Origin of the sequence: Rathayibacter sp. VKM Ac-2926, from assembly GCF_022815565.1 — a bacterium.
GTDB classification, from domain to species: Bacteria; Actinomycetota; Actinomycetes; order Actinomycetales; family Microbacteriaceae; genus Rathayibacter; species Rathayibacter festucae.
Map to the genome: position 1 here is coordinate 135,269 of NZ_JALGRS010000008.1, position 18,090 is coordinate 153,358.

Consider the following 18,090-nt stretch of genomic DNA (forward strand, 5'->3'; position numbering starts at 1 on the left):
CCGAAGGGGCGTATCGAGACCCACCCTCAAGCACTGAAGGCGCAGCCCCCGGATCACCGGGGTCTGCGCCTTCGTCGTTCCCCGCAGCCGCCCCTCAGCGCGGCTGCGCCCTCTTCACCCGGTCGACCAGCTCGCGCCAGGCCCCGTCGAGCTCCGTCTCACCGAGCCGCACCGTGTGCGTCTGCACCCGGATCTCGTAGACGAAGCGATCTGGCCGCCCGGCAGGAGTCGCCGCGGCGCGCGGCCGGTCGTCCCAGTCGAGCGAGCCGATCAGAGCGTGCCAGGCGCCCTCGTCCGGCTGCTGATCGACATCGATCCGCCAGACCCGGCGGAGCCCGGCGAAGCCGCCACTGCGCGACACGATCACATCCATGGCCGCGATCGTACGCGCCCGCCCCCACAGCATGCTGGTCGAGCAGCCCGCGCGGCGGGCGACCCTGCCACCCGCGTGGTCCGCGCAGCGGGCGCCCCTGCCACCCGCGTGGTCCGCGCAGTGTTCGCCTCATGCTGATCGAGTAGCCCGCGCAGCGGCCGTATCGAGCGGAGGAGGCGCCTTCGGCGCCAGCGCAGGGCGGGGAAGAGACTGACGTTCATGCGGGGGTGGGTCTCGATACGCCCCTGCGGGGCTACTCGACCAGCATGTCTGCGGGCGTCTCTTCCAAGTAGATCCACCACCGCCGAGAGGCGAGTCCACGGACCGGACTGCTGACGGTGGTGGGTCTCGATACGCCCCTGCGGGGCTCCTCGACCAGCAGGGGGAGGCCGCTACTCCGGCAGCGCGACCCCCACCGTCGTCCAGCCGGTGCGGACCGCCGCCTCGACCTCGGAGCCGGCGCCGAAGCGCTCGGCCGCCGCGGTCACGGTGAGCGCCGCGAAGCCCTCGAAGTCCGCCGTCGCCGTCAGCACGCCGCCGGTCAGCACGTCGTACCAGACCTGCCCCGCGCGCTCCCACGAGGGACCGCCGAGCTCGAGCGCCGCGACCGCGAAGGCGCGGTTGGGGATGCCGGAGTTGATGTGCACGCCGCCGTTGTCGTCCTCGGTGTCGACGTAGTCGGCCATCGAGCCGGGCTGCGGGTCCTTCCCGAGCACGTCGTCGTCGTAGGCGGTGCCCGGCGCGATCATCGAGCGCAGCGCGGTGCCCTGCACCTCGTCGGTGAAGAGGCCCTCGCCGATCAGCCAGCTCGCGTCCTCCGCGCTCTGGCCGGCGCCGAACTGCTCGAGCATCGCGCCGAACACGTCCGAGATCGACTCGTTGAGCGCCCCCGACTGCCCGCGGTAGACCAGGTTGGCGGTGTACTCGGTGATCCCGTGCGCCAACTCGTGGCCGATCACGCTCTGCGAGACCGTGAACCGGCGGAAGACCTGCCCGTCGCCGTCGCCGAAGACCATCCGCGAGCCGTCCCAGAAGGCGTTGTCGTAGTCCTCGCCGAAGTGCACCGTCGCGTCCAGCGGCAGCCAGGCGTCGTCGATCGAGTCGCGGCCGAAGGCCTGCTGCAGGAACTCGGACATCGCGCCGAGCCCGTCGTAGGCCTCGTCCGCCGCGGCGTCGCCGGTGGCGGGAGCGCCCTCGGTGCGCACGACGGTGCCGGGCAGGGTCTCGGTCGACTGCGCGTCCGAGATGGTCCGCTGGAGGGCGGCGACCCGCTCCGCGCGGGGTACCGGCGACGCGGTGGCGGTCGAGCGACCGGGGGAGGGCTCGCCCGGCCGGACGCGACGGAAGGGCACGTCCTGCTCGAGCGAGCGGCTGGCCGCCCGCGCGGCCCGGGCGAACGCCGGGTCGTCGAGTCGGGCGATGCGGACGAGGAGATACGGCGGCACGACTGTTCTGCTCATGGCCCGATCCTCGCACCCACCCCCGACACGGTCGCGGGCTCGCCGCTCGCGGCCCGATGCGGTAGCGGGGCGCCGCGCGCTAGCCTGGCGAGCGACGAGCGGCATCCACGGACCGGGGCGCACCCGAGGACTTGAGGCGGACATGGGCATCATCACGCGGGGCTTCTTCGGCAAGCGCGAGCAGAACCCGGACATCCCGCCGGGCCAGTACCTGGAGAAGGGCTTCCCCGTCCTCTCGATCGGGCCGACCCCGAACATCCACGAGTGGGCCTTCTCGATCGACGCCGGCCCCGCCGGGGTGCGCCGCTGGACGGCGGACGAGTTCGCCGCGCTGCCCCGCGAGGACATCCACACCGACCTCCACTGCGTCACGCGCTGGTCCAAGCTCGCGACGAATTGGCGCGGAGTCTCGGTCGACCTCCTGCTCGACGGCATCGAGAGCGACGCCGGCTTCGTGATGGCGCAGAGCTACGGCGGCTACACGACCAACCTGCCGCTCTCCGAGATCCGCGACGGCAAGGCCTGGATCGCGACCGAGTTCGAGGGTGCGCCGCTCGCGGCCGAGCACGGCGGCCCCGCGCGGCTGCTCGTGCCGCACCTCTACCTCTGGAAGAGCGCGAAGTGGGTCCGCAGCCTCCGCCTGATGCCCGGCGACGAGCCCGGCTTCTGGGAGCAGAACGGCTACCACATGCACGGCGATCCCTGGAAGGAGGAGCGCTACTGGTGATCTGGACGGAGGCGGTGACCGAATCGGTCCTGCCGCTCACTCCGACCTCGCGCCTCATCATGCTCCGCGTCCCCGGCTGGCCCGGGCACCTCGCCGGACAGCACCTCGACGTGCGGCTGACCGCGCCCGACGGCTACCAGGCGAGCCGCTCCTACTCCATCGGCGCCCCCTCCGACGGCGAGCGCGTCGAGCTGGCCGTCGAGCGCCTCGACGACGGCGAGGTCTCGCCGTACCTGGTCGAGGGACTGGAGGCGGGTGACCGCCTCGAGGTGCGCGGTCCGATCGGCGGCTGGTTCGTCTGGCGTCCCGAGCAGACCGAGCCGGTGCAGCTGATCGCCGGCGGCAGCGGGCTGGTCCCGCTGATGGCGATGGCCCGCGAGCACGGCCGCGTCGGGAGCGCCGCACCGATGCGCCTGCTCTACTCCGTGCGCTCCAGCGTCTTCGCCTACTACCGCGACGACCTGCGCGCACTCGGCGAGCTGCCCGCCGACCGCGGCGGCGTCGAGACCGAGCTCGTGTACACCCGCGTCGCCCCGCCCGGCGCCGCTCGTCCCGCGGGCCGGCTCACCCCCGAGCTGCTGGCCGCCACGGCGATCCCCGCCTCCGAGGAGCCGACGGTCTACGTCTGCGGCCCCACCGCCTTCGTCGAGGCCGTCGCCACCGCCCTGGTCGCCCAGGGCCACGACCCCGCCCGAGTCCGCACCGAGCGCTTCGGCGGCCCCTAACCCCTGCCCCCCTCCCGCGAGATGCCACTTGTGCACGCGACACGCCGTGAAAAGCGTGCACAAGTGGCATCTCGCGGAGGGGAAGGAGCCGCGGCTACTCGAAGGAGACGGTGCGGTTCTCGCCGATGTCGGGCTGGCCGCCGGTGACGGCCGCCTTGGCGACCTTGAAGAGCACGACGGGGGCGGGGGAGTCGGTCACCCAGAGCTCGACGGTCTCGGCCGAGACGCGCAGCAGCGCGACGGTCGGGTCGTCCTTGCCGTCGGGGAACCAGGCCGAGATCGAGGGCGACCACAGCTCGTCCACCTTGGCGGGGTCGTGCACGACGGTCGCCGAGCCGGCCACCGAGAGGTAGCCCTTCTTCGACTCGAACGCGACGTTCACGCTCGGGTTGGCACGGATGTCGTCGACCTTCGCCGACGGGTCCTGGGTGAAGAACCAGAGGTCGCCGTCGAAGTCGATGTCCTGCGCGGCGAGCGGCCGGCTGACGAGCTGCCCGGTCTCGTTGACGGTGGTGAGGAGTCCGATCTTCGCGCTCTTCACGATCTCGGTGATCTGAGCGCGGTCGTCGTCCGTGGCGGGGGTGATGGTGGTGTCGGTCATGCTGCCGACGCTACGCGGAAGCACGGCCGCCGCAAGGGGTGGCGAGCGCGCCGACGGCCTGGCTAGCGTCGAGGGATGGACACCACCACGTACACGGCCATGCTCGACAGCGGCGCGGAGCAGGAGAGCATCCGCCTCGAACTCATCGACGGCTCCCCGCAGCGCTCCCTCACCCGCGTCGCCGACATCGACGGCGAGGAGGTCGAGGTCGTCTGGGAGCTGGACGGCGAGATCGACGGCTTCCACGTCTACCGCCCCGTCCGCGTCGAGGGACGCGACGACGACAGCGGCGAGGTCTCCGACGACCTCACCGACGGCAACGCTGCCGGCGCCTACGCGGGCGAGTAGCCCCTCGACCGCGTCGCACGCCCGTTCAGCGGGGTGCGGCGCGGTCGCCCCGCCCCGGGCCTCAGGCCACCGGGTGCAGCGCGTCGTAGCGCCGGAAGCCCGGGCTGAGCCGCAGCACCGCCGCCAGGATCAGGACGATCGCCAGTCCGCCGGCCAGCGGCGGCAGCCAGAGCAGTGCGAGCGAGGCGAGCAGCCCCGTGTAGAGGTCGCCCACCCGCGGCCCGCCCGTGACCACCACGATGAAGACGCCCTGCAGCCGCCCGCGCATGTTGTCGGGCACCGCGGTCTGCAGCATCGTCTGCCGGAAGATCGAGCTGACGTTGTCGGCCGCACCGGCTCCCGCGAGCGCGACCGACGCCGCCGCGATCAGGCCGAGGTTCGGCTCGGAGGCGTCGTGCGCCGTCAGCTCCGCGACCAGCAGCACCGCGCCGAAGCCGAGGATCAGCGCTCCGTAGGCCTGGATCGACCGGCTGATCGCGAGCCCCTGATGCCGCACCCCGGTCAGCCGCCCCGAGAAGACGCTGCTCAGCAGCGCCCCGACCGCGTACGCCGCGGTGAGGAAGCCGACCGTCACCGCACCGCCGCCCAGCAGCAGTGCCGCCGCCGCCGGGAAGACGACCCGCGGCTGCCCGAACGTCATCGCCACGATGTCGACGAGGAAGGACAGCCGGATGTTCGGCGCCCCGCGGAGGAACCGCAGCCCGTAGCGCAGCGACTCCAGCCCCGGCCGCTGCCGCTCGCCCTCGGGCACCAGCGCGGGCAGCCCGGCGATGCCGAGGAACGCCGCGAGGAAGAGCACCACGTCGATCGTGTAGGTCACCGCGAAGCCGGAGGAGGCGACCAGCACGCCCGCGAGAGCCGGCCCGACCGTCACCTCCACGCCGCCGGCGATCCCGCCGAGCGCCGCCGCCGCCGGCACCAGCTCGAGCCGCAGCAGCCGCGGCGCCACCGTCATCCGGGTCGCGCCGATGATGGTCGTCGCCACGGCGTTGACCGCCGTCAGGGCGTAGAGCGTGAGCGGGGTCTCCGCGCCGAACCAGGCGAGCGCCGCGATCGCCGCGGTCGAGCCCCAGGCGACGATCGCGGAGAGCAGCAGTACCAGCCGCCGGTCGAAGGCGTCGGCGAGCATGCCGCCGTACAGGCCGGCGATCACGGTCGGCACCAGCGCCACCACGCCGACCATCGCGACGGCGAGCGTCGATCCGGTCAGCTCGTAGATGTGCAGGCCGACGGCGACGATCGTCATCTGCCCGCCGATGCCGGAGATCACGTTGCCCGCCCAGAGGCGGGCGAAGGCGGGGGACTCGCGGAGGGGGGAGAGGTCGACGACATGGCTGCGCCGGGGCGCGGAGGGGGGCTGGCTCACCTGCTCCATTCTCGTGCCTGGCCGCAGGGGCCGTGCGGAGGCGACGGCGGCGGTGCTGCGCGGCGATCGGCCGCACGGGGCCGTCAGGACGGAGCCCGTAGGGTGGGGAGCATGAGCACGTCATCCGACGGCGCGCCCCGACGCCCGCGCACCACCGCGCCGCGCGCCGCCGACGCCGCCCCCGCGCGCCGCGCCGCCCCCGCTCCGCGCACCCGGACCCGCACCGCGAGCCCGAGCGCCGCGGCCTCGGGAGGCCGCTTCGCCGCGCTCCGCCGACGCTACGGGGCCGCGACGGCGTCGATCCTCCTCGCGATCGTCGTCGTCCCGATCGCGTTCTTCGTCTGGTACGCGATCATCTCGCTCGGCGCCTACCCGGGCGACCAGGCCGTCAGCGACCTGCTCGTCGGCGTCCTCTACACCGCGATCATCCACGCGCTCCTGCTCGCCGGCGTGCTGCTCGGCGTCTCCTCGATCCGCGCGCGACGCCGCGAGGGCCGTCCAGCGATCGCCGGCTGGATCGGCGTCGTGCTCAACGTGCTCGTCGTCCTGTTCTGGGAGCTGCTCGTCTCGCCGTGGCTCGTCGAGCTCTGGAACCGGGCCGTCGGCGCCTGACCCACCGGTCCCCGCCGGCCCCCGCCGGCCGGCTCCCGATCCGCTCGACCACCGGCCCCTGCGCTCTGGTAGGCTCCTCAGGTTGCCGTCCAACGGCCGCGGATCAAGAGAGCCCACGCATCAGGCGCCGGGCACCGCGCAACGAGAGAGAGGGGATCCCATTCATGGCACTCGAAGCAGACGTCAAGAAGGCGATCATCGAAGAGTACGCGACCCACCCCGGTGACACCGGATCCCCCGAGGTGCAGGTGGCCGTCCTGACCAAGCGGATCAAGGACCTCACCGAGCACCTCAAGGAGCACAAGCACGACCACCACTCGCGTCGTGGTCTGCTGCTGCTCGTGGGTCAGCGCCGTCGACTCCTCGGCTACCTGTCGGACGTGGACATCAGCCGCTACCGCTCGCTGATCGAGCGTCTCGGCCTGCGTCGATAGTCCCCTCCGCTCCTCCCCTCACCGGGTCGAGCGCGGGGTCTCGATGACACCGCGATCTTCTTCAGAACGGGCCGCTCTCCTCCGGGAGGGCGGCCCGTTCCGCGTTCCCGGCCACCGACTTCCCCGGCATCGCGCGCCCCGGCGGCGTGCTCAGTCCAGGCGCTCCGGCCGGTCGACGCCGCCCCAGGAGAAGCCGGCCGACGCCGCGAACCAGTCGGCCGCCGACCGGGCGAGCGCGGCGTCCGCCTCGGGTCGTCCGGGCAGCGCCAGGGCCTCGGCGAGACCGGGCAGAGTCCACCGGTCGTCGAGGGCCTTCGCCTGCGCCCGCAGCCAGGCGTCCGAGCAGGCGGGCTCGCCGGCCGCCCGGGTGATCGACGCGGCGCCGGGGGCGGCGCCGTCCCGCACGAGCGCGAGCGCGCAGGTCAGCGCCGACGTCCGGACCACGCTCCGCGGCGCTCGCGCCGGCTCGGTGGCCCGCACCTGATCCTGGGCCCCGACGATCGCCGTCAGCGCGAGGAACAGCCGGGTCGCCTCCTCGTCCGGTCGCGGCGCCAGCCGGCCCGGACCGGCCGAGATCGCGGCGGACGCTCCCGGAGGGAGCACCAGGCCGCGACCGATCCGAGCGGAGTACGCGCTCAGCAGACCGGTGACTCCGGCGTCGCGGCGCGGGTCGCTCTGACCGACCACCCCGCGCACCCCGGGATCGCTCAGCACCCAGACGACGGGGGTGTCGTTGTGGATGGTCAGACTCCGGTGGTCGGCGTCGACGCAGGCCAGCAGATGCCCGGCCAGTGCCTCGCCCTCGCGGTCGAGCACGGAGGAGGCGGCGAGCAGCTCGCGCGGCTCGTCGCACGGCCCGGTCGTCCCGCCGGCCGCGGAGGGCAGCCCGGCGAGGGGAGCGAGGGCGGCGAGGGCGAGAGCGAGCACCGCGATCGCGGCGGCGGAGGCGGCGGTCGCGCCGAGGAGCCGGCCGGGGGAGTCGCGGCGACGCACGGCGGCGACGGAGCGATTCGGCCGCACTCCACCCCGCCGCACCCGATCGAGCGCGGACGCCACCGTGCCTCGACGCACCATGCGGGACTCCCTCTGCTCGGAGGCTAGACCCGGAACCGGGCCCTGACCAGGCCCTGAGCGCGACCGGTGGGGAAGGGACGGGAATTCCTTCGAGAATTCTCCGGTCCGGTGCATCCGCGGAGGCCCCTCGGCCGGAAGTAGTGGTGAAGGCCCTTCTCGAGAACCCACCGACCCGCCCGCGGGTCCCGTCGTGAAAGAGGAACACCGTGACCACCTCCCGCCTCACCCACCGCCTGCTCGCCGGAGCCTGCCTCGGCACCCTCGCCGTCGCCGGTCTCGCCGCCGCCCCCGCGAGCGCGGCCGACGCCGACTCGGCCGACCTCTACGTGCTGCACGCGGTCCCCGACACCCCGGTCGACGTGTACGTCAACGGAGCACTGACGCTCGACGACTTCACGCCCGGCTCGCTGGCCGGCCCGCTCGACCTGCCCACCGGGACGTACACCGTCGCGATCACCGCTGCAGACGCCGCCGACGCGAGCGCCCCCGTGATCGGCCCGGTCGACCTCGCGCTCGAGGCCGGCAAGAGCTACACCGTCGCCGCGCACCTCACGCCCGACAACACCCCCACCGCGACGCTGTTCCCGAACGACATCTCCGCCACCGCGGCCGGAGAGGGACGCCTCACGGTCCGCCACATCGCCGCGGCGCCCGCCGTGGACATCCTCGCGGGCGGCTCGCCCGTGCTGACGAACGTGACCAACCCGAACGAGGGCATCCTCAACCTCGCTCCGGCCACGATCTCGACCGTGGTCGCCGCGACCGGGACCACCACTCCGGTCATCGGCCCGGCGGACGTCCAGGTCCAGGAGGGCGTCAACACGATCGTCTACGCCTGGGGCAGCCTGGAGAAGGGCAACCTCGCCCTCGCGACGCAGACCATCGGCGGTCTGCACTCGTCGCCGTCCGGTGTCCCCGCCGGTGAGGCCGGCCTCGCGGCCGACAACCGCACCGACGCCGCCGCCGGCTGGTGGGGCGCTGCCGCGCTCGCCTCGCTCGCGCTGATCGGCGCCGCGCTGGTCGGCCGCCGCAAGGCCGTCGCCGGTCGCTGACCGACGAGGACGACCGGCGGTCGCCGACCGGCACCGACGACCGCCGGTCCCCGACCGGCACCGAAGACCGCCGGCCCGGTGCGCCCCCGCACCCGGGCCGGCCGCCGACCACGACGAGAGGAGGACGTGATGAGCAGGATCCCCACCCGGTCGCGCGCTCTCCTCGTGGTCGGCGCGATCGCGGTCGGCCTCGGCCTCGGCGGCTGCTCGGCACAGGCGGTCGGGGTCGTGCCCGCCCCTGACGCGAGTGCGCCGCTCCCGACGTCGACGCCGGCCGCGATCCCCTCCAGCACTCCCGGCCCGTCCGCCGCCACGGTGCCGGACGTCCCGGTCGCGGACGCCCGCCTCGGTGCGACTCCCGCGCCGGTGGTGCTCGCGCCGACGCGCCTGGTCGTCGACGGCCTGCCGATCGACATGTCGGTGCAGCCGGTCGGCGTCGCCGACGACGGCACGATGGAGCTGGTCCCCGACACCGACGTGGCCGGCTGGTACCGCTACGGCCGGGGGCTCGACGCCGCCGAGGGGACGACCGTGATCGCCGCCCACGTCGACTCCCTCACCTACGGGCTCGGCCCGTTCGCCGAGCTGAAGAAGGCGCAGCCCGGCCAGCACATCGGCCTGACGGGCGAGGACGGCGTCCAGCGCGTCTACACGGTGGACACCGTCGAGACCACGGAGAAGACCACGGTCGACCTCTCGAGCGTCTTCGTCCAGGACGGCGCCGCCCGCCTGGTCCTGATCACCTGCGGCGGCGACTTCGACTACGACACCCGCCACTACCTCAGCAACGTGGTCGTCATCGCGACCCCCTCGCCGTGACCGCCCGACGACGACCCCGACCGGCCGCTTCCGTGCTCCCGCTGTGAGCGAGCCGTAGCATGAGCCTCACCGCAGCGCCGCAGGCCGCCGAGCCACTCGCGACCGGGCCCCGCTGCCGCCCCCAGTCCAGGAGGACCCCCCTGAGCGACGCCCAGACCCGCGAGCCCGACGACGAGGCCGCCGATGAGCGCGCCCTCGTGCAGCGCCTCGGCCTCCGGTTCGCCGCGGGGGAGGAGTCGGCGCTCGACGAGGCCTACTCCCGCTGGTCCCCGCTCGTCTTCACCCTCGCCCTGCGCTCGCTCGGCGATCGCGGCGACGCCGAGGACGTGGTCCAGCGCGTCTTCGTCTCGGCCTGGACCGGGCGCGGCAGCTTCGACCCCGGCCGCGCGGCGCTCGGCGCCTGGCTGGTCGGGATCTCGCGCAAGCGCATCGCGGACGCCCACGAGAACCGCTCGCGGGAGCGTCGGCTCACCGCCGCCCTGGTCGCGGTCGCCCCGGTGGACGAGGGCGAGCCGGCGGTCGACCTCGAGGAGCGGGTCCTGGTGGCCGACGAGCTCGCCCGCCTCGATCCGGTCCCGCGGCGGGTGATGAGCCTCGCCTTCTACGACGACCTGACCCACACCGAGATCGCCGAGCGGACAGGCCTGCCGCTCGGCACCGTCAAGAGCCACATCCGCCGCAGTCTCGACAGACTCCGCTCCCGATTGGAGGTGAGCAGCACATGACCCACCTCGATCCCGACGAGCTCGCCCTCCTCGCTCTCGGCGAGGACTCCTCCGCCGACGCCGCCGCCCACCTCGAGGCGTGCCCCGAGTGCGCTCAGCAGCTGGTCGAGCTCGGCCACGCCGCCGGTCTCGGCCGGCAGAGCCGCTCGCTGACCCTCGAGGCGCCGCCGGCGGAGGTCTGGGACCGGATCCGCGGCGAGCTCGCGCTGGGGACCGCGGATGCGCCGATCGCCCCGGTCACCGCGCTGCCGGTGGGCCGCCACACGCCCGCGCATCGCCGACCGCGCGCTCGCCGACTGCTCCCCGCGGCGCTCGCCGCCCTCGCGGCCCTGGCGATCGGCGTCGTCGGCGGCTTCTGGCTGCAGGCCTCGCAGGGCACCGACGCGGTCGTGGTCGCCCGCGCCGATCTCGCCGCCTTCCCCGACTGGCAGGGCGCGAGCGGCAGCGCCGAGCTCGAGGACGCCGACGGCGAGCGCCGGCTGGTCGTGCACCTCGACGCGGCCGGCGCGACCGACTCCTACCGCGAGGTCTGGCTGATCGCCGCCGACGCCACCGGACTGGTGGGGCTCGGGGTGCTGGACGGCACGGACGGCCGCTTCACGGTCCCCGCCGACATCGACCTCTCCGAGTACTCGCTCGTCGACATCTCCGAGGAGCCCGACGACGGCGACCCGCAGCACTCGGGCGACTCGATCGTCCGCGGGCCCCTTCGCGAGGGCTGAGCGCCCGCCGGGCCGGACCGGCCGAGACGTCAGACCGCCCCGGTCCGCTCCGCCAGCAGCGCGGTGAGGGCCTGCACGGCCGCGGAGGGACGCTGCGCACTGCAGACCGAGACCTCCCAGACCAGCCCGGGCCAGTCGAGCTCGATCGCGGTCACCCCCTCCAGCGGCGCGATGCCCGATCGGGGGACCACCGCGGGTCCCAGACCGGCCTGCACGAAGAGCGGGATGGCGGGCAGATCGGCGACCTCGGTCGCGACCCGTCGCGTCGCTCCCGCCGCGCGGAAGGCCCGGTCCACGCTGACGCGGTTGCCGAACCCGGACGGGGTGTCGATGAACGCCGCGCCCTCGAGGTCCGCGGGGGAGGGCCGCACCAGCCCCGCCAGCGGGTCCGCGCTGTCGACCAGCAGCACGTAGCGGTCGCGGACGACGGTCGTCACGGCGAGATCGTCCAGCTCGGCGACCGGCAGCGCGAGCAGCGCCACGTCGAGCCGGCCACGGCGCAGGTCCTCCGCCAGCCCGGTCGATCCGCTCGGCGAGGTGCGCAGGAGCAGGTCCACCAGCGGATGCCGGCGCCGGAACGCGCCGAGGACACCCGGCAGGTCGAGGATGTCGAGCGCCGAGAAGGTGCCGACCCGGACCCGGCCGCGGAGCCCCGCCGCGTCCTCCGCCGCGAGCGAGCGCATCCGGTCGACGCTGTCGATCGCCGCGCGGGCCGAGGGCAGCAGCGCCTCGCCGACGGCCGTCAGCGCCACGCGCCGCGTCGAGCGGGTGAACAGCGGCGCCCCCAGGTCCTGCTCGAGCGCGCGGACGGTCGCCGACAGCGTCGACTGCACCACGTAGAGGCGGGCGGCCGCGCGGGTGAAGCTGAGCTCCTCCGCGACGGCGACGAAGGCGGCGAGCTGACGATCGTCCATCCGAGAATCATGCAGGATCGTCGATCAATGCGTCCACGATCCTCCGTTGGACGTGGACGATCAGGAGGAGCAGTCTGGGCGCATGCCGACCACCGGAACCCCCGCCGAGCGCACGACCGCCCGCACCGCCTCCTCCGCCGCACGCCGCCCCGAGCTCGGGCACCACCTCGGCTTCTGGGTGATCGCGGTCGCCTTCCTCTCCGTGATGGCCTTCTCCACCGTGCCGACCCCGCTCTACGCGATCTACCAGCAGCGCGACGGCTTCCCCGCCTTCGTCGTGACGGTGATCTTCGCGGCCTACGCCGTCGGAGTGGTGGCCAGCCTCTTCCTCGCCGGCCACGTCAGCGACTGGCTCGGCCGGCGCCGCATCCTGCTCGCCGCGATCCTCGTCGAGGTGCTGGCGAGCATCGTCTTCCTGCTCTGGCCGGACGTGCCGGGCCTGATCGTCGCCCGCCTGCTGACCGGCATCGGCGTCGGCGCGCTCACGGCGACCGCGACCGCGCACCTCTCCGAGCTCCGCGCGATCGCCCGGCCGGAGGAGGGACCCGGTGCCTCGCGCGCCGTCTCGACCCTCGTCAACGTCGGCGGCCTCGCCCTCGGCCCGCTGATCGGCGGCGTCCTCGCGGTGACCGTCGACCGCCCCCTCGTCGTGCCCTACGAGGTCTTCCTGGTGCTGCTCGTCGTGCTCGGCATCGCGGTCGCCCTCGTCCCCGAGACCGTCGAGCGCCGCGAGGAGCTGCCCGCCTACCGCCCGCAGCGGCTCGCCGTCCCCGCCGCCTCGCGCGGCACCTTCCTGTCGGCCGCGGTCGGCGCGTTCGCCGGCTTCGCCGTCTTCGGCCTCTTCACCTCGCTCGCACCGACCTTCCTGGCCGGCCGCTTCGGCGAGACCTCGCACCTGCTGGCGGGCGTCGTCTCCTTCGGCGTCTTCGCCGCCGGCGCCGTCGCCCAGCTGACCGCCGCGCGCCTGCCCGTCCGCCGCGCGCTGCTCCTCTCCGCCGCGGCCCTCACCGTCGGGCTCGCGCTCGTCGCCTGGGGCGCCGTCGCCGTGGTGCTGCCCGCCTTCATCGGCGGCGGCGTGATCGCCGGGGCCGGCGTCGGCCTGATCTTCCGCCTGGCGCTCGGGGTCGCCGGCTCGCTCGCCTCCGACGAGACCCGCGGCGAGGTCCTCGCCGGGATGTTCCTCGCCTCCTACATCGGGCTCGCCGTCCCGGTGCTCCTGATCGGCGCGGCGCTCGCCGTCCTCCCCGCGGTTCCGGTGCTGGTCGGCTTCGTGGCGATCGTGCTCGCGCTCGTGCTGGTGGCCATCGCGCGGATGCTGCGCTCGGCCGTCTGAGGACGCCTGCCGCGGGAGGCGGGCGCGGCCCGCGACAGGGGTGGCCCCGGCGCTCCATGATGGAGGCATGAAGCTCTTCTCGTTCGGCCGCTCCGACTCCGACCCCCTGCCCGCCGGCGACCGCGGCTCGGGCAAGCTCGACGACTACGACTACGAGCTGCGGCCGAAGTCCAAGCGCGGCGACACCCTCCTGGGCATCGCCGACTCCCTGCCGCACCAGGACGAGCTGGCCCGCGTGCACGCCCTCGGCGAGGAGGAGATCACGGCGGTCATCCCGCGCCGCACGATCGAGGAGGAGCGCACCGATGCGCCGATGCCGGTCCGGCTCTTCGCGAACCACCGGCCGACCGACCTCGTCGGCTACGTGCCCCGCGGGCTCGAGAACGTCGTCGAGGCCGCGCTGGCCCGGCTCACGGAGGCCGGCAAGCAGCCGCGCATCCCCGCCCGCATCGTGAAGGGCAAGGGCGGTCTCCGGGTCCAGCTGCTGATGCACGAGACCCGTGGCTGACGCGGAGGGCCCGGCCGGCGCCGACCGCTCGGCGGCCGGCTTCTGGGACGAGCCGGCCGCCGCGGGTCCGCCGGCCGGCTGGTACCCGGACCCGGCGCAGGTGAACACGCAGCGCTACTGGGACGGCCGCGCGTGGACCGGCGACCTCGCTCCGCTCGCACCGCCCGCGGCCCCGCTCGGCAACGCCGCTGCGACCGCGTCTCTCGTGCTCGGGATCCTGGGCGTGCTCCTGACCCCGATCCCGCTGTTCATCGGCCTGCTGCTCGGCGGCCCGCTCGACGTGCTCGCGGTCGTCTTCGGCGTCGTCGGCCTCGTCAAGGGCGGCGCGCGGCGGGGCGCGGGCGTGACCCGCGCGGTGGTCGGACTCGTCCTCGGCGCGCTGATGCTCGCGGCGATCACCGTCGGGGCCGGCACGATCTGGTAGCCGTGCGGCGGTGACCCCGGGGCGGAGCCGCGCGGCACTCGCGCGGTTCCTGGTCGATCGGGCCCCGCACTGATAGCATGAACCGGTTCCGAATCCGGAAGCGACCGCCGGTCGCCGTCGGGTTCGAACCACGGAGCAGGCCGGCAGGAAGCTGGTCCTCGGTGGTGGAGTCCCGGTTCGCGACATCACGCGCTGCTGCAGCGCAGTGGACGATGTCGGGCAGACCCGGAGCCCTTCTACTGGTGGCCAGCACGAACGCCCTCCACACGACGGCACGGCACGAAGCCCTGCCGTGGGATCGCGTGCGATTCCTGACCGTCATGCCGCTCCGACGAACGCCGGCGCCCAGAGGGGTGCCGCTGCAGACGTTAAGGAGACAGACCTCTTGGAAGGTCCTGAAATCACATTCGCCGAAGCCGTTCTCGACAACGGCTCGTACGGCACCCGCACCGTCCGCTTCGAGACCGGCCGCCTCGCGCAGCAGGCTCAGGGCGCGGTCGCCGCGTACCTCGACGAGGACACCATGCTCCTCTCCGCCACCTCGGCGTCGAAGAACCCGAAGGACAACTTCGACTTCTTCCCGCTGACCGTCGACGTCGAGGAGCGCTCCTACGCCGCCGGCAAGATCCCCGGCTCGTTCTTCCGCCGCGAGGGCCGCCCCTCCACCGAGGCGATCCTGGTCTGCCGTCTGATCGACCGGCCGCTGCGCCCCTCGTTCGTCGAGGGCCTGCGCAACGAGGTCCAGATCGTCATCACGGTCCTCAGCATCGCCCCGGACGAGTTCTACGACGCCCTCGCGATCAACGCCGCGAGCGCCTCGACCCAGATCTCCGGCCTGCCCTTCTCGGGCCCGGTCGCCGGTGTGCGCCTCGCGCTCATGTCCGACGGCTCCGGCAACGACCAGTGGGTCGCCTTCCCCAAGGCCTCGCAGCTCGAGAACGCCGTCTTCGACCTCACCGTCGCGGGCCGCGTCGTCACCAACGAGGACGGCTCCTCGGACGTCGCCATCATGATGGTCGAGGCCGAGGCCACCGACGTCTCGTGGAACCTCATCAAGGCGGGCGCCACCAAGCCCGACGAGGCCGTCGTCGCCCAGGGCCTCGAGGCCGCCAAGCCCTTCCTCCGTGCGCTCGTCGAGGCGCAGTCGAAGCTGGCCGCCGAGACCGCGAAGCCGGTCAAGGACTACCCGGTCTTCCTGCCCTACGCGCAGGAGACCTACGACAACGTCGCCGAGCTCAGCTACGACGAGCTCGTCCGCGTCTACCAGATCGCCGACAAGGTCGAGCGTCAGGACGCCGACGACGCCCTCAAGGCGAAGGTCAAGGAGCAGATCGCCGAGCGCATCGCCTCCGGCCGCCTCTCCGCCGAGGCCTTCGCGCAGGTCGGCGCCGCGTACAAGTCCGTCACGAAGGTGGTCGTCCGCGGCCGCATCCTCCGCGACGGCGTCCGCATCGACGGCCGCGGCCTGGCCGACATCCGACCGCTCGACGCCGAGGTGCAGGTCATCCCGCGCGTCCACGGCTCGGCGATCTTCCAGCGCGGCGAGACCCAGATCCTGGGCGTCACCACGCTGAACATGCTCAAGATGGAGCAGCAGATCGACTCGCTGTCGCCCGTCACGAAGAAGCGCTACCTGCACCACTACAACTTCCCGCCCTACTCGACCGGTGAGACCGGCCGCGTCGGGTCGCCGAAGCGTCGCGAGATCGGGCACGGCTTCCTCGCCGAGCGCGCCCTCGTGCCGGTGCTGCCGAGCCGCGAGGAGTTCCCCTACGCGATCCGCCAGGTGTCCGAGGCGCTCAGCTCCAACGGCTCCACCTCGATGGGCTCCGTCTGCGCGTCGACCCTGTCGCTCCTCAACGCCGGTGTGCCGCTGCGCGCCCCGGTCGCGGGCATCGCGATGGGCCTCGTCTCCGACGTGGTCGACGGTCACACCCGCTACGCGGCGCTGACCGACATCCTGGGCGCCGAGGACGCGCTCGGCGACATGGACTTCAAGGTCGCCGGCACCTCCGAGTACGTCACGGCCATCCAGCTCGACACGAAGCTCGACGGCATCCCGTCCTCGGTCCTCGACGCCGCGCTCAAGCAGGCCAAGGACGCCCGCACCACGATCCTCGCGGTGCTCACGGCGGCCATCGACCAGCCCGACGAGATGGCCCCGACCGCGCCCCGCGTGATCTCGGTCCAGATCCCCGTCGACAAGATCGGCGAGCTGATCGGCCCCAAGGGCAAGACGATCAACGCGATCCAGGACGAGACCGGCGCCGACATCTCCATCGAGGAGGACGGCACCGTCTACATCGGCGCCGTCGACGGACCGTCGGCCGAGGCCGCTCGCGCCCAGGTCAACGCCATCGCGAACCCGACCAACCCCGAGGTCGGCGAGCAGTTCCTCGGAACCGTCGTCAAGATCGCGACCTTCGGTGCGTTCGTCTCGCTCCTGCCCGGCAAGGACGGCCTGCTGCACATCAGCGAGGTCCGCAAGCTCGCCGGTGGCAAGCGCGTCGAGAACGTCGAGGACGTCCTCAGAGTCGGCCAGAAGCTGCTCGTCTCGATCACCAAGATCGACGACCGCGGCAAGCTGTCCCTCGCGCCCGTCGTGGCCGAGGACGCCGAGGCGCCCGTCGAGGTCCCCGCCGAGAGCTGATCCCTCCCGCACGACCGACGCCCGTCCCACTCGCGTGGGGCGGGCGTCCGTCGTTCCCGGGGTGGTGGCCGTCCCACTCCGGTGGGGCGGGCGTCCGTCGTTCCCAGGAGTGGTGGCCGTCCCACTCGTGCGGGGCGGGCGTCCGTCGTTCCCGGGGTGCGGCCGCACCCCGGTGGGCCGGCGGCCCGTCGTCCGTGGGGTACGGTGGCGGGACCGTGCCGTCGCACCGCCCCGACCGGAGGACCCCGTGACCGACTCGACGCCCCCGGCCCTCGCGCCGGAGACGCCCCTTCCGCCCCGCCTCCTCGGAGCCACCGGTCTGCCCGTGCACCCGGTCGCCCTCGACGGCTCCGTCTTCGGCTGGGCCGCGAGCATCGACGAGACCACCGAGGTCCTCGACGCGTTCGCCGAGCTCGGCGGGACGCTGATCTCGACCGCCGACCACTACGCCACCGGGCGCAGCGAGTACATGATCGGCCGCTGGCTCGAGCAGTCCACCCGGCGCGACGAGCTGCTCGTCGCCACCAAGGTCGGCCGCCACCCCGACGCCCCGGGCCTCGCGGCCGAGGACGTGCGGGTCGCGATCGAGGGCTGCCTGGAGCGGCTCGGCACCCGGATCGACCTGCTCTCCTTCGACAGCGAGGACCCGGAGGTCCCGATCGCCGAGAGCCTCGCCGCCGTCGCCCCGTTCATCGAGAACGGCTCGGTCGGCGCCCTGGGCGCGGCGCACTTCAGCGGCGCCGCCCTGGCCGAGGCGGAGGCGGCCGCCCGCGACCTCGGCCTGCCCGCCTTCACCGCGGTGATCGCCGAGTACAACCTGATGGAGCGCAAGCACTACGAGGCGGACGTCGCCCCCGAGGTGCTCCGCCAGGGTCTCGGCACCCTCGCCCGCCTGCCGCTCGCGAGCGGCTACCTGACGGGTCGGCTGCGCCACCGCTCCGACGAGCCGGAGTCGGTCATGTTCGAGGCCGCGCTCGACTACGTCGGCCGGCACGGCAACAAGGTGCTCGCGGCGCTCGACGAGGTCGCGGAGGCGCACGGCAGCAACCCCGGCACCGCCGCGCTCGCCTGGGTCCTCGCGCACCAGGAGGTCTCGGCCGTCATCGTGCGCGCCCGCGGCGCCGAGGAGGTGGCGTCGATCTTCGGAGCCGCCACGCTGCCGATCACCCGGAGCGAGATCGCCCAGCTCGACCGCGCCTCCGCCTGAGCGGCGCCCCCACGGG

The 18,090-nt window shown here is 73.7% G+C and carries 20 protein-coding genes; 14 read left to right on the forward strand and 6 right to left on the reverse strand.

Going from position 1 to position 18,090, the window contains the following annotated elements:
- Positions 1-94: 94 nt before the first annotated feature.
- Positions 95-373 carry a protealysin inhibitor emfourin gene (locus tag MT351_RS12890; RefSeq protein WP_123447903.1) on the reverse strand — a complete coding sequence of 93 codons (279 nt, stop codon included), beginning with the start codon at positions 371-373 and terminating at the stop codon, positions 95-97.
- 392 nt (positions 374-765) lie between these two features.
- Positions 766-1,833: a M4 family metallopeptidase gene (locus tag MT351_RS12895; RefSeq protein ID WP_123737213.1), complete on the reverse strand. Its 1,068-nt coding sequence runs from the start codon at positions 1,831-1,833 to the stop codon at positions 766-768.
- Between the two features lie 142 nt (positions 1,834-1,975).
- Here MT351_RS12895 and MT351_RS12900 point away from each other — a divergent pair, with 142 nt between their 5' ends.
- Both MT351_RS12900 and MT351_RS12905 read left to right on the forward strand, forming a co-directional pair.
- Positions 1,976-2,560: a molybdopterin-dependent oxidoreductase gene (locus MT351_RS12900; RefSeq protein WP_123447901.1), complete on the forward strand. Its 585-nt coding sequence runs from the start codon at positions 1,976-1,978 to the stop codon at positions 2,558-2,560.
- Positions 2,557-3,285 (forward strand): ferredoxin reductase, encoded by a 729-nt coding sequence (locus tag MT351_RS12905; RefSeq protein ID WP_308197752.1) that lies wholly within the window; start codon positions 2,557-2,559, stop codon positions 3,283-3,285. The genes MT351_RS12900 and MT351_RS12905 overlap by 4 nt, the downstream gene beginning before the upstream one ends.
- A 94-nt stretch (positions 3,286-3,379) precedes the next feature.
- Here MT351_RS12905 and MT351_RS12910 read toward each other — a convergent pair whose 3' ends face one another.
- Positions 3,380-3,886: a pyridoxamine 5'-phosphate oxidase family protein gene (locus MT351_RS12910; RefSeq protein ID WP_243582369.1), complete on the reverse strand. Its 507-nt coding sequence runs from the start codon at positions 3,884-3,886 to the stop codon at positions 3,380-3,382.
- A 75-nt stretch (positions 3,887-3,961) separates the two neighbouring features.
- Here MT351_RS12910 and MT351_RS12915 point away from each other — a divergent pair, with 75 nt between their 5' ends.
- A complete protein-coding gene (locus tag MT351_RS12915; protein WP_123704987.1) occupies positions 3,962-4,234 on the forward strand; it encodes a hypothetical protein in 273 nt (90 codons plus the stop codon).
- Positions 4,235-4,295: 61 nt separating this feature from the next.
- Here the strand turns inward: MT351_RS12915 and MT351_RS12920 are convergent, their stop codons facing one another.
- Positions 4,296-5,609 (reverse strand): MFS transporter, encoded by a 1,314-nt coding sequence (locus tag MT351_RS12920; RefSeq protein WP_374204770.1) that lies wholly within the window; start codon positions 5,607-5,609, stop codon positions 4,296-4,298.
- Between the two features lie 102 nt (positions 5,610-5,711).
- On the opposite strand from MT351_RS12920, the gene MT351_RS12925 reads away from it, so the two are divergent.
- On the forward strand, positions 5,712-6,212 hold the full coding sequence (locus tag MT351_RS12925) for a hypothetical protein (RefSeq protein WP_243582371.1): 501 nt from the start codon (positions 5,712-5,714) through the stop codon (positions 6,210-6,212).
- Positions 6,213-6,376: 164 nt separating this feature from the next.
- On the forward strand, positions 6,377-6,646 hold the full coding sequence (rpsO, locus tag MT351_RS12930) for a 30S ribosomal protein S15 (RefSeq protein WP_123447896.1): 270 nt from the start codon (positions 6,377-6,379) through the stop codon (positions 6,644-6,646).
- Between the two features lie 150 nt (positions 6,647-6,796).
- Here the strand turns inward: rpsO and MT351_RS12935 are convergent, their stop codons facing one another.
- On the reverse strand, positions 6,797-7,720 hold the full coding sequence (locus MT351_RS12935; protein WP_243582372.1) for a hypothetical protein: 924 nt from the start codon (positions 7,718-7,720) through the stop codon (positions 6,797-6,799).
- Positions 7,721-7,926: 206 nt separating this feature from the next.
- On the opposite strand from MT351_RS12935, the gene MT351_RS12940 reads away from it, so the two are divergent.
- The 4 genes from MT351_RS12940 to MT351_RS12955 all read left to right on the forward strand — a co-directional run bounded on the left by MT351_RS12940 (position 7,927) and on the right by MT351_RS12955 (position 11,038).
- Complete coding sequence (locus MT351_RS12940; protein WP_243582373.1) at positions 7,927-8,772, forward strand: DUF4397 domain-containing protein; 846 nt, start codon at positions 7,927-7,929, stop codon at positions 8,770-8,772.
- A 129-nt stretch (positions 8,773-8,901) separates the two neighbouring features.
- Positions 8,902-9,591 carry a class F sortase gene (locus tag MT351_RS12945; RefSeq protein WP_243582374.1) on the forward strand — a complete coding sequence of 230 codons (690 nt, stop codon included), beginning with the start codon at positions 8,902-8,904 and terminating at the stop codon, positions 9,589-9,591.
- Between the two features lie 59 nt (positions 9,592-9,650).
- Positions 9,651-10,316, forward strand: coding sequence for an RNA polymerase sigma factor (locus tag MT351_RS12950; RefSeq protein ID WP_123737206.1), 666 nt, complete (start codon positions 9,651-9,653; stop codon positions 10,314-10,316).
- Positions 10,313-11,038: an anti-sigma factor gene (locus MT351_RS12955; protein ID WP_243582375.1), complete on the forward strand. Its 726-nt coding sequence runs from the start codon at positions 10,313-10,315 to the stop codon at positions 11,036-11,038. The genes MT351_RS12950 and MT351_RS12955 overlap by 4 nt, the downstream gene beginning before the upstream one ends.
- Before the next feature lie 29 nt (positions 11,039-11,067).
- On the opposite strand, the gene MT351_RS12960 is transcribed toward MT351_RS12955, so the two are convergent.
- A complete protein-coding gene (locus tag MT351_RS12960; RefSeq protein WP_123447890.1) occupies positions 11,068-11,952 on the reverse strand; it encodes a LysR family transcriptional regulator in 885 nt (294 codons plus the stop codon).
- A gap of 82 nt (positions 11,953-12,034) precedes the next feature.
- On the opposite strand from MT351_RS12960, the gene MT351_RS12965 reads away from it, so the two are divergent.
- From MT351_RS12965 to MT351_RS12985, 5 genes are all read left to right on the forward strand, one after another.
- Positions 12,035-13,285: an MFS transporter gene (locus tag MT351_RS12965; protein ID WP_243582376.1), complete on the forward strand. Its 1,251-nt coding sequence runs from the start codon at positions 12,035-12,037 to the stop codon at positions 13,283-13,285.
- 67 nt (positions 13,286-13,352) lie between these two features.
- The gene (locus MT351_RS12970) at positions 13,353-13,793 is read left to right on the forward strand and encodes a hypothetical protein (protein ID WP_123447888.1); all 441 of its coding nucleotides are present in this window, start codon (positions 13,353-13,355) and stop codon (positions 13,791-13,793) included.
- Complete coding sequence (locus tag MT351_RS12975) at positions 13,786-14,217, forward strand: DUF2510 domain-containing protein (RefSeq protein WP_123737202.1); 432 nt, start codon at positions 13,786-13,788, stop codon at positions 14,215-14,217. Before MT351_RS12970 ends, MT351_RS12975 begins: the two co-directional genes overlap by 8 nt.
- A gap of 385 nt (positions 14,218-14,602) precedes the next feature.
- Entirely contained in the window at positions 14,603-16,867 is a 2,265-nt protein-coding gene (locus MT351_RS12980; protein WP_243582377.1) for a polyribonucleotide nucleotidyltransferase, read from the forward strand.
- Positions 16,868-17,114: 247 nt separating this feature from the next.
- The gene (locus MT351_RS12985; RefSeq protein WP_165909215.1) at positions 17,115-18,074 is read left to right on the forward strand and encodes an aldo/keto reductase; all 960 of its coding nucleotides are present in this window, start codon (positions 17,115-17,117) and stop codon (positions 18,072-18,074) included.
- Positions 18,075-18,090: the final 16 nt, after the last annotated feature.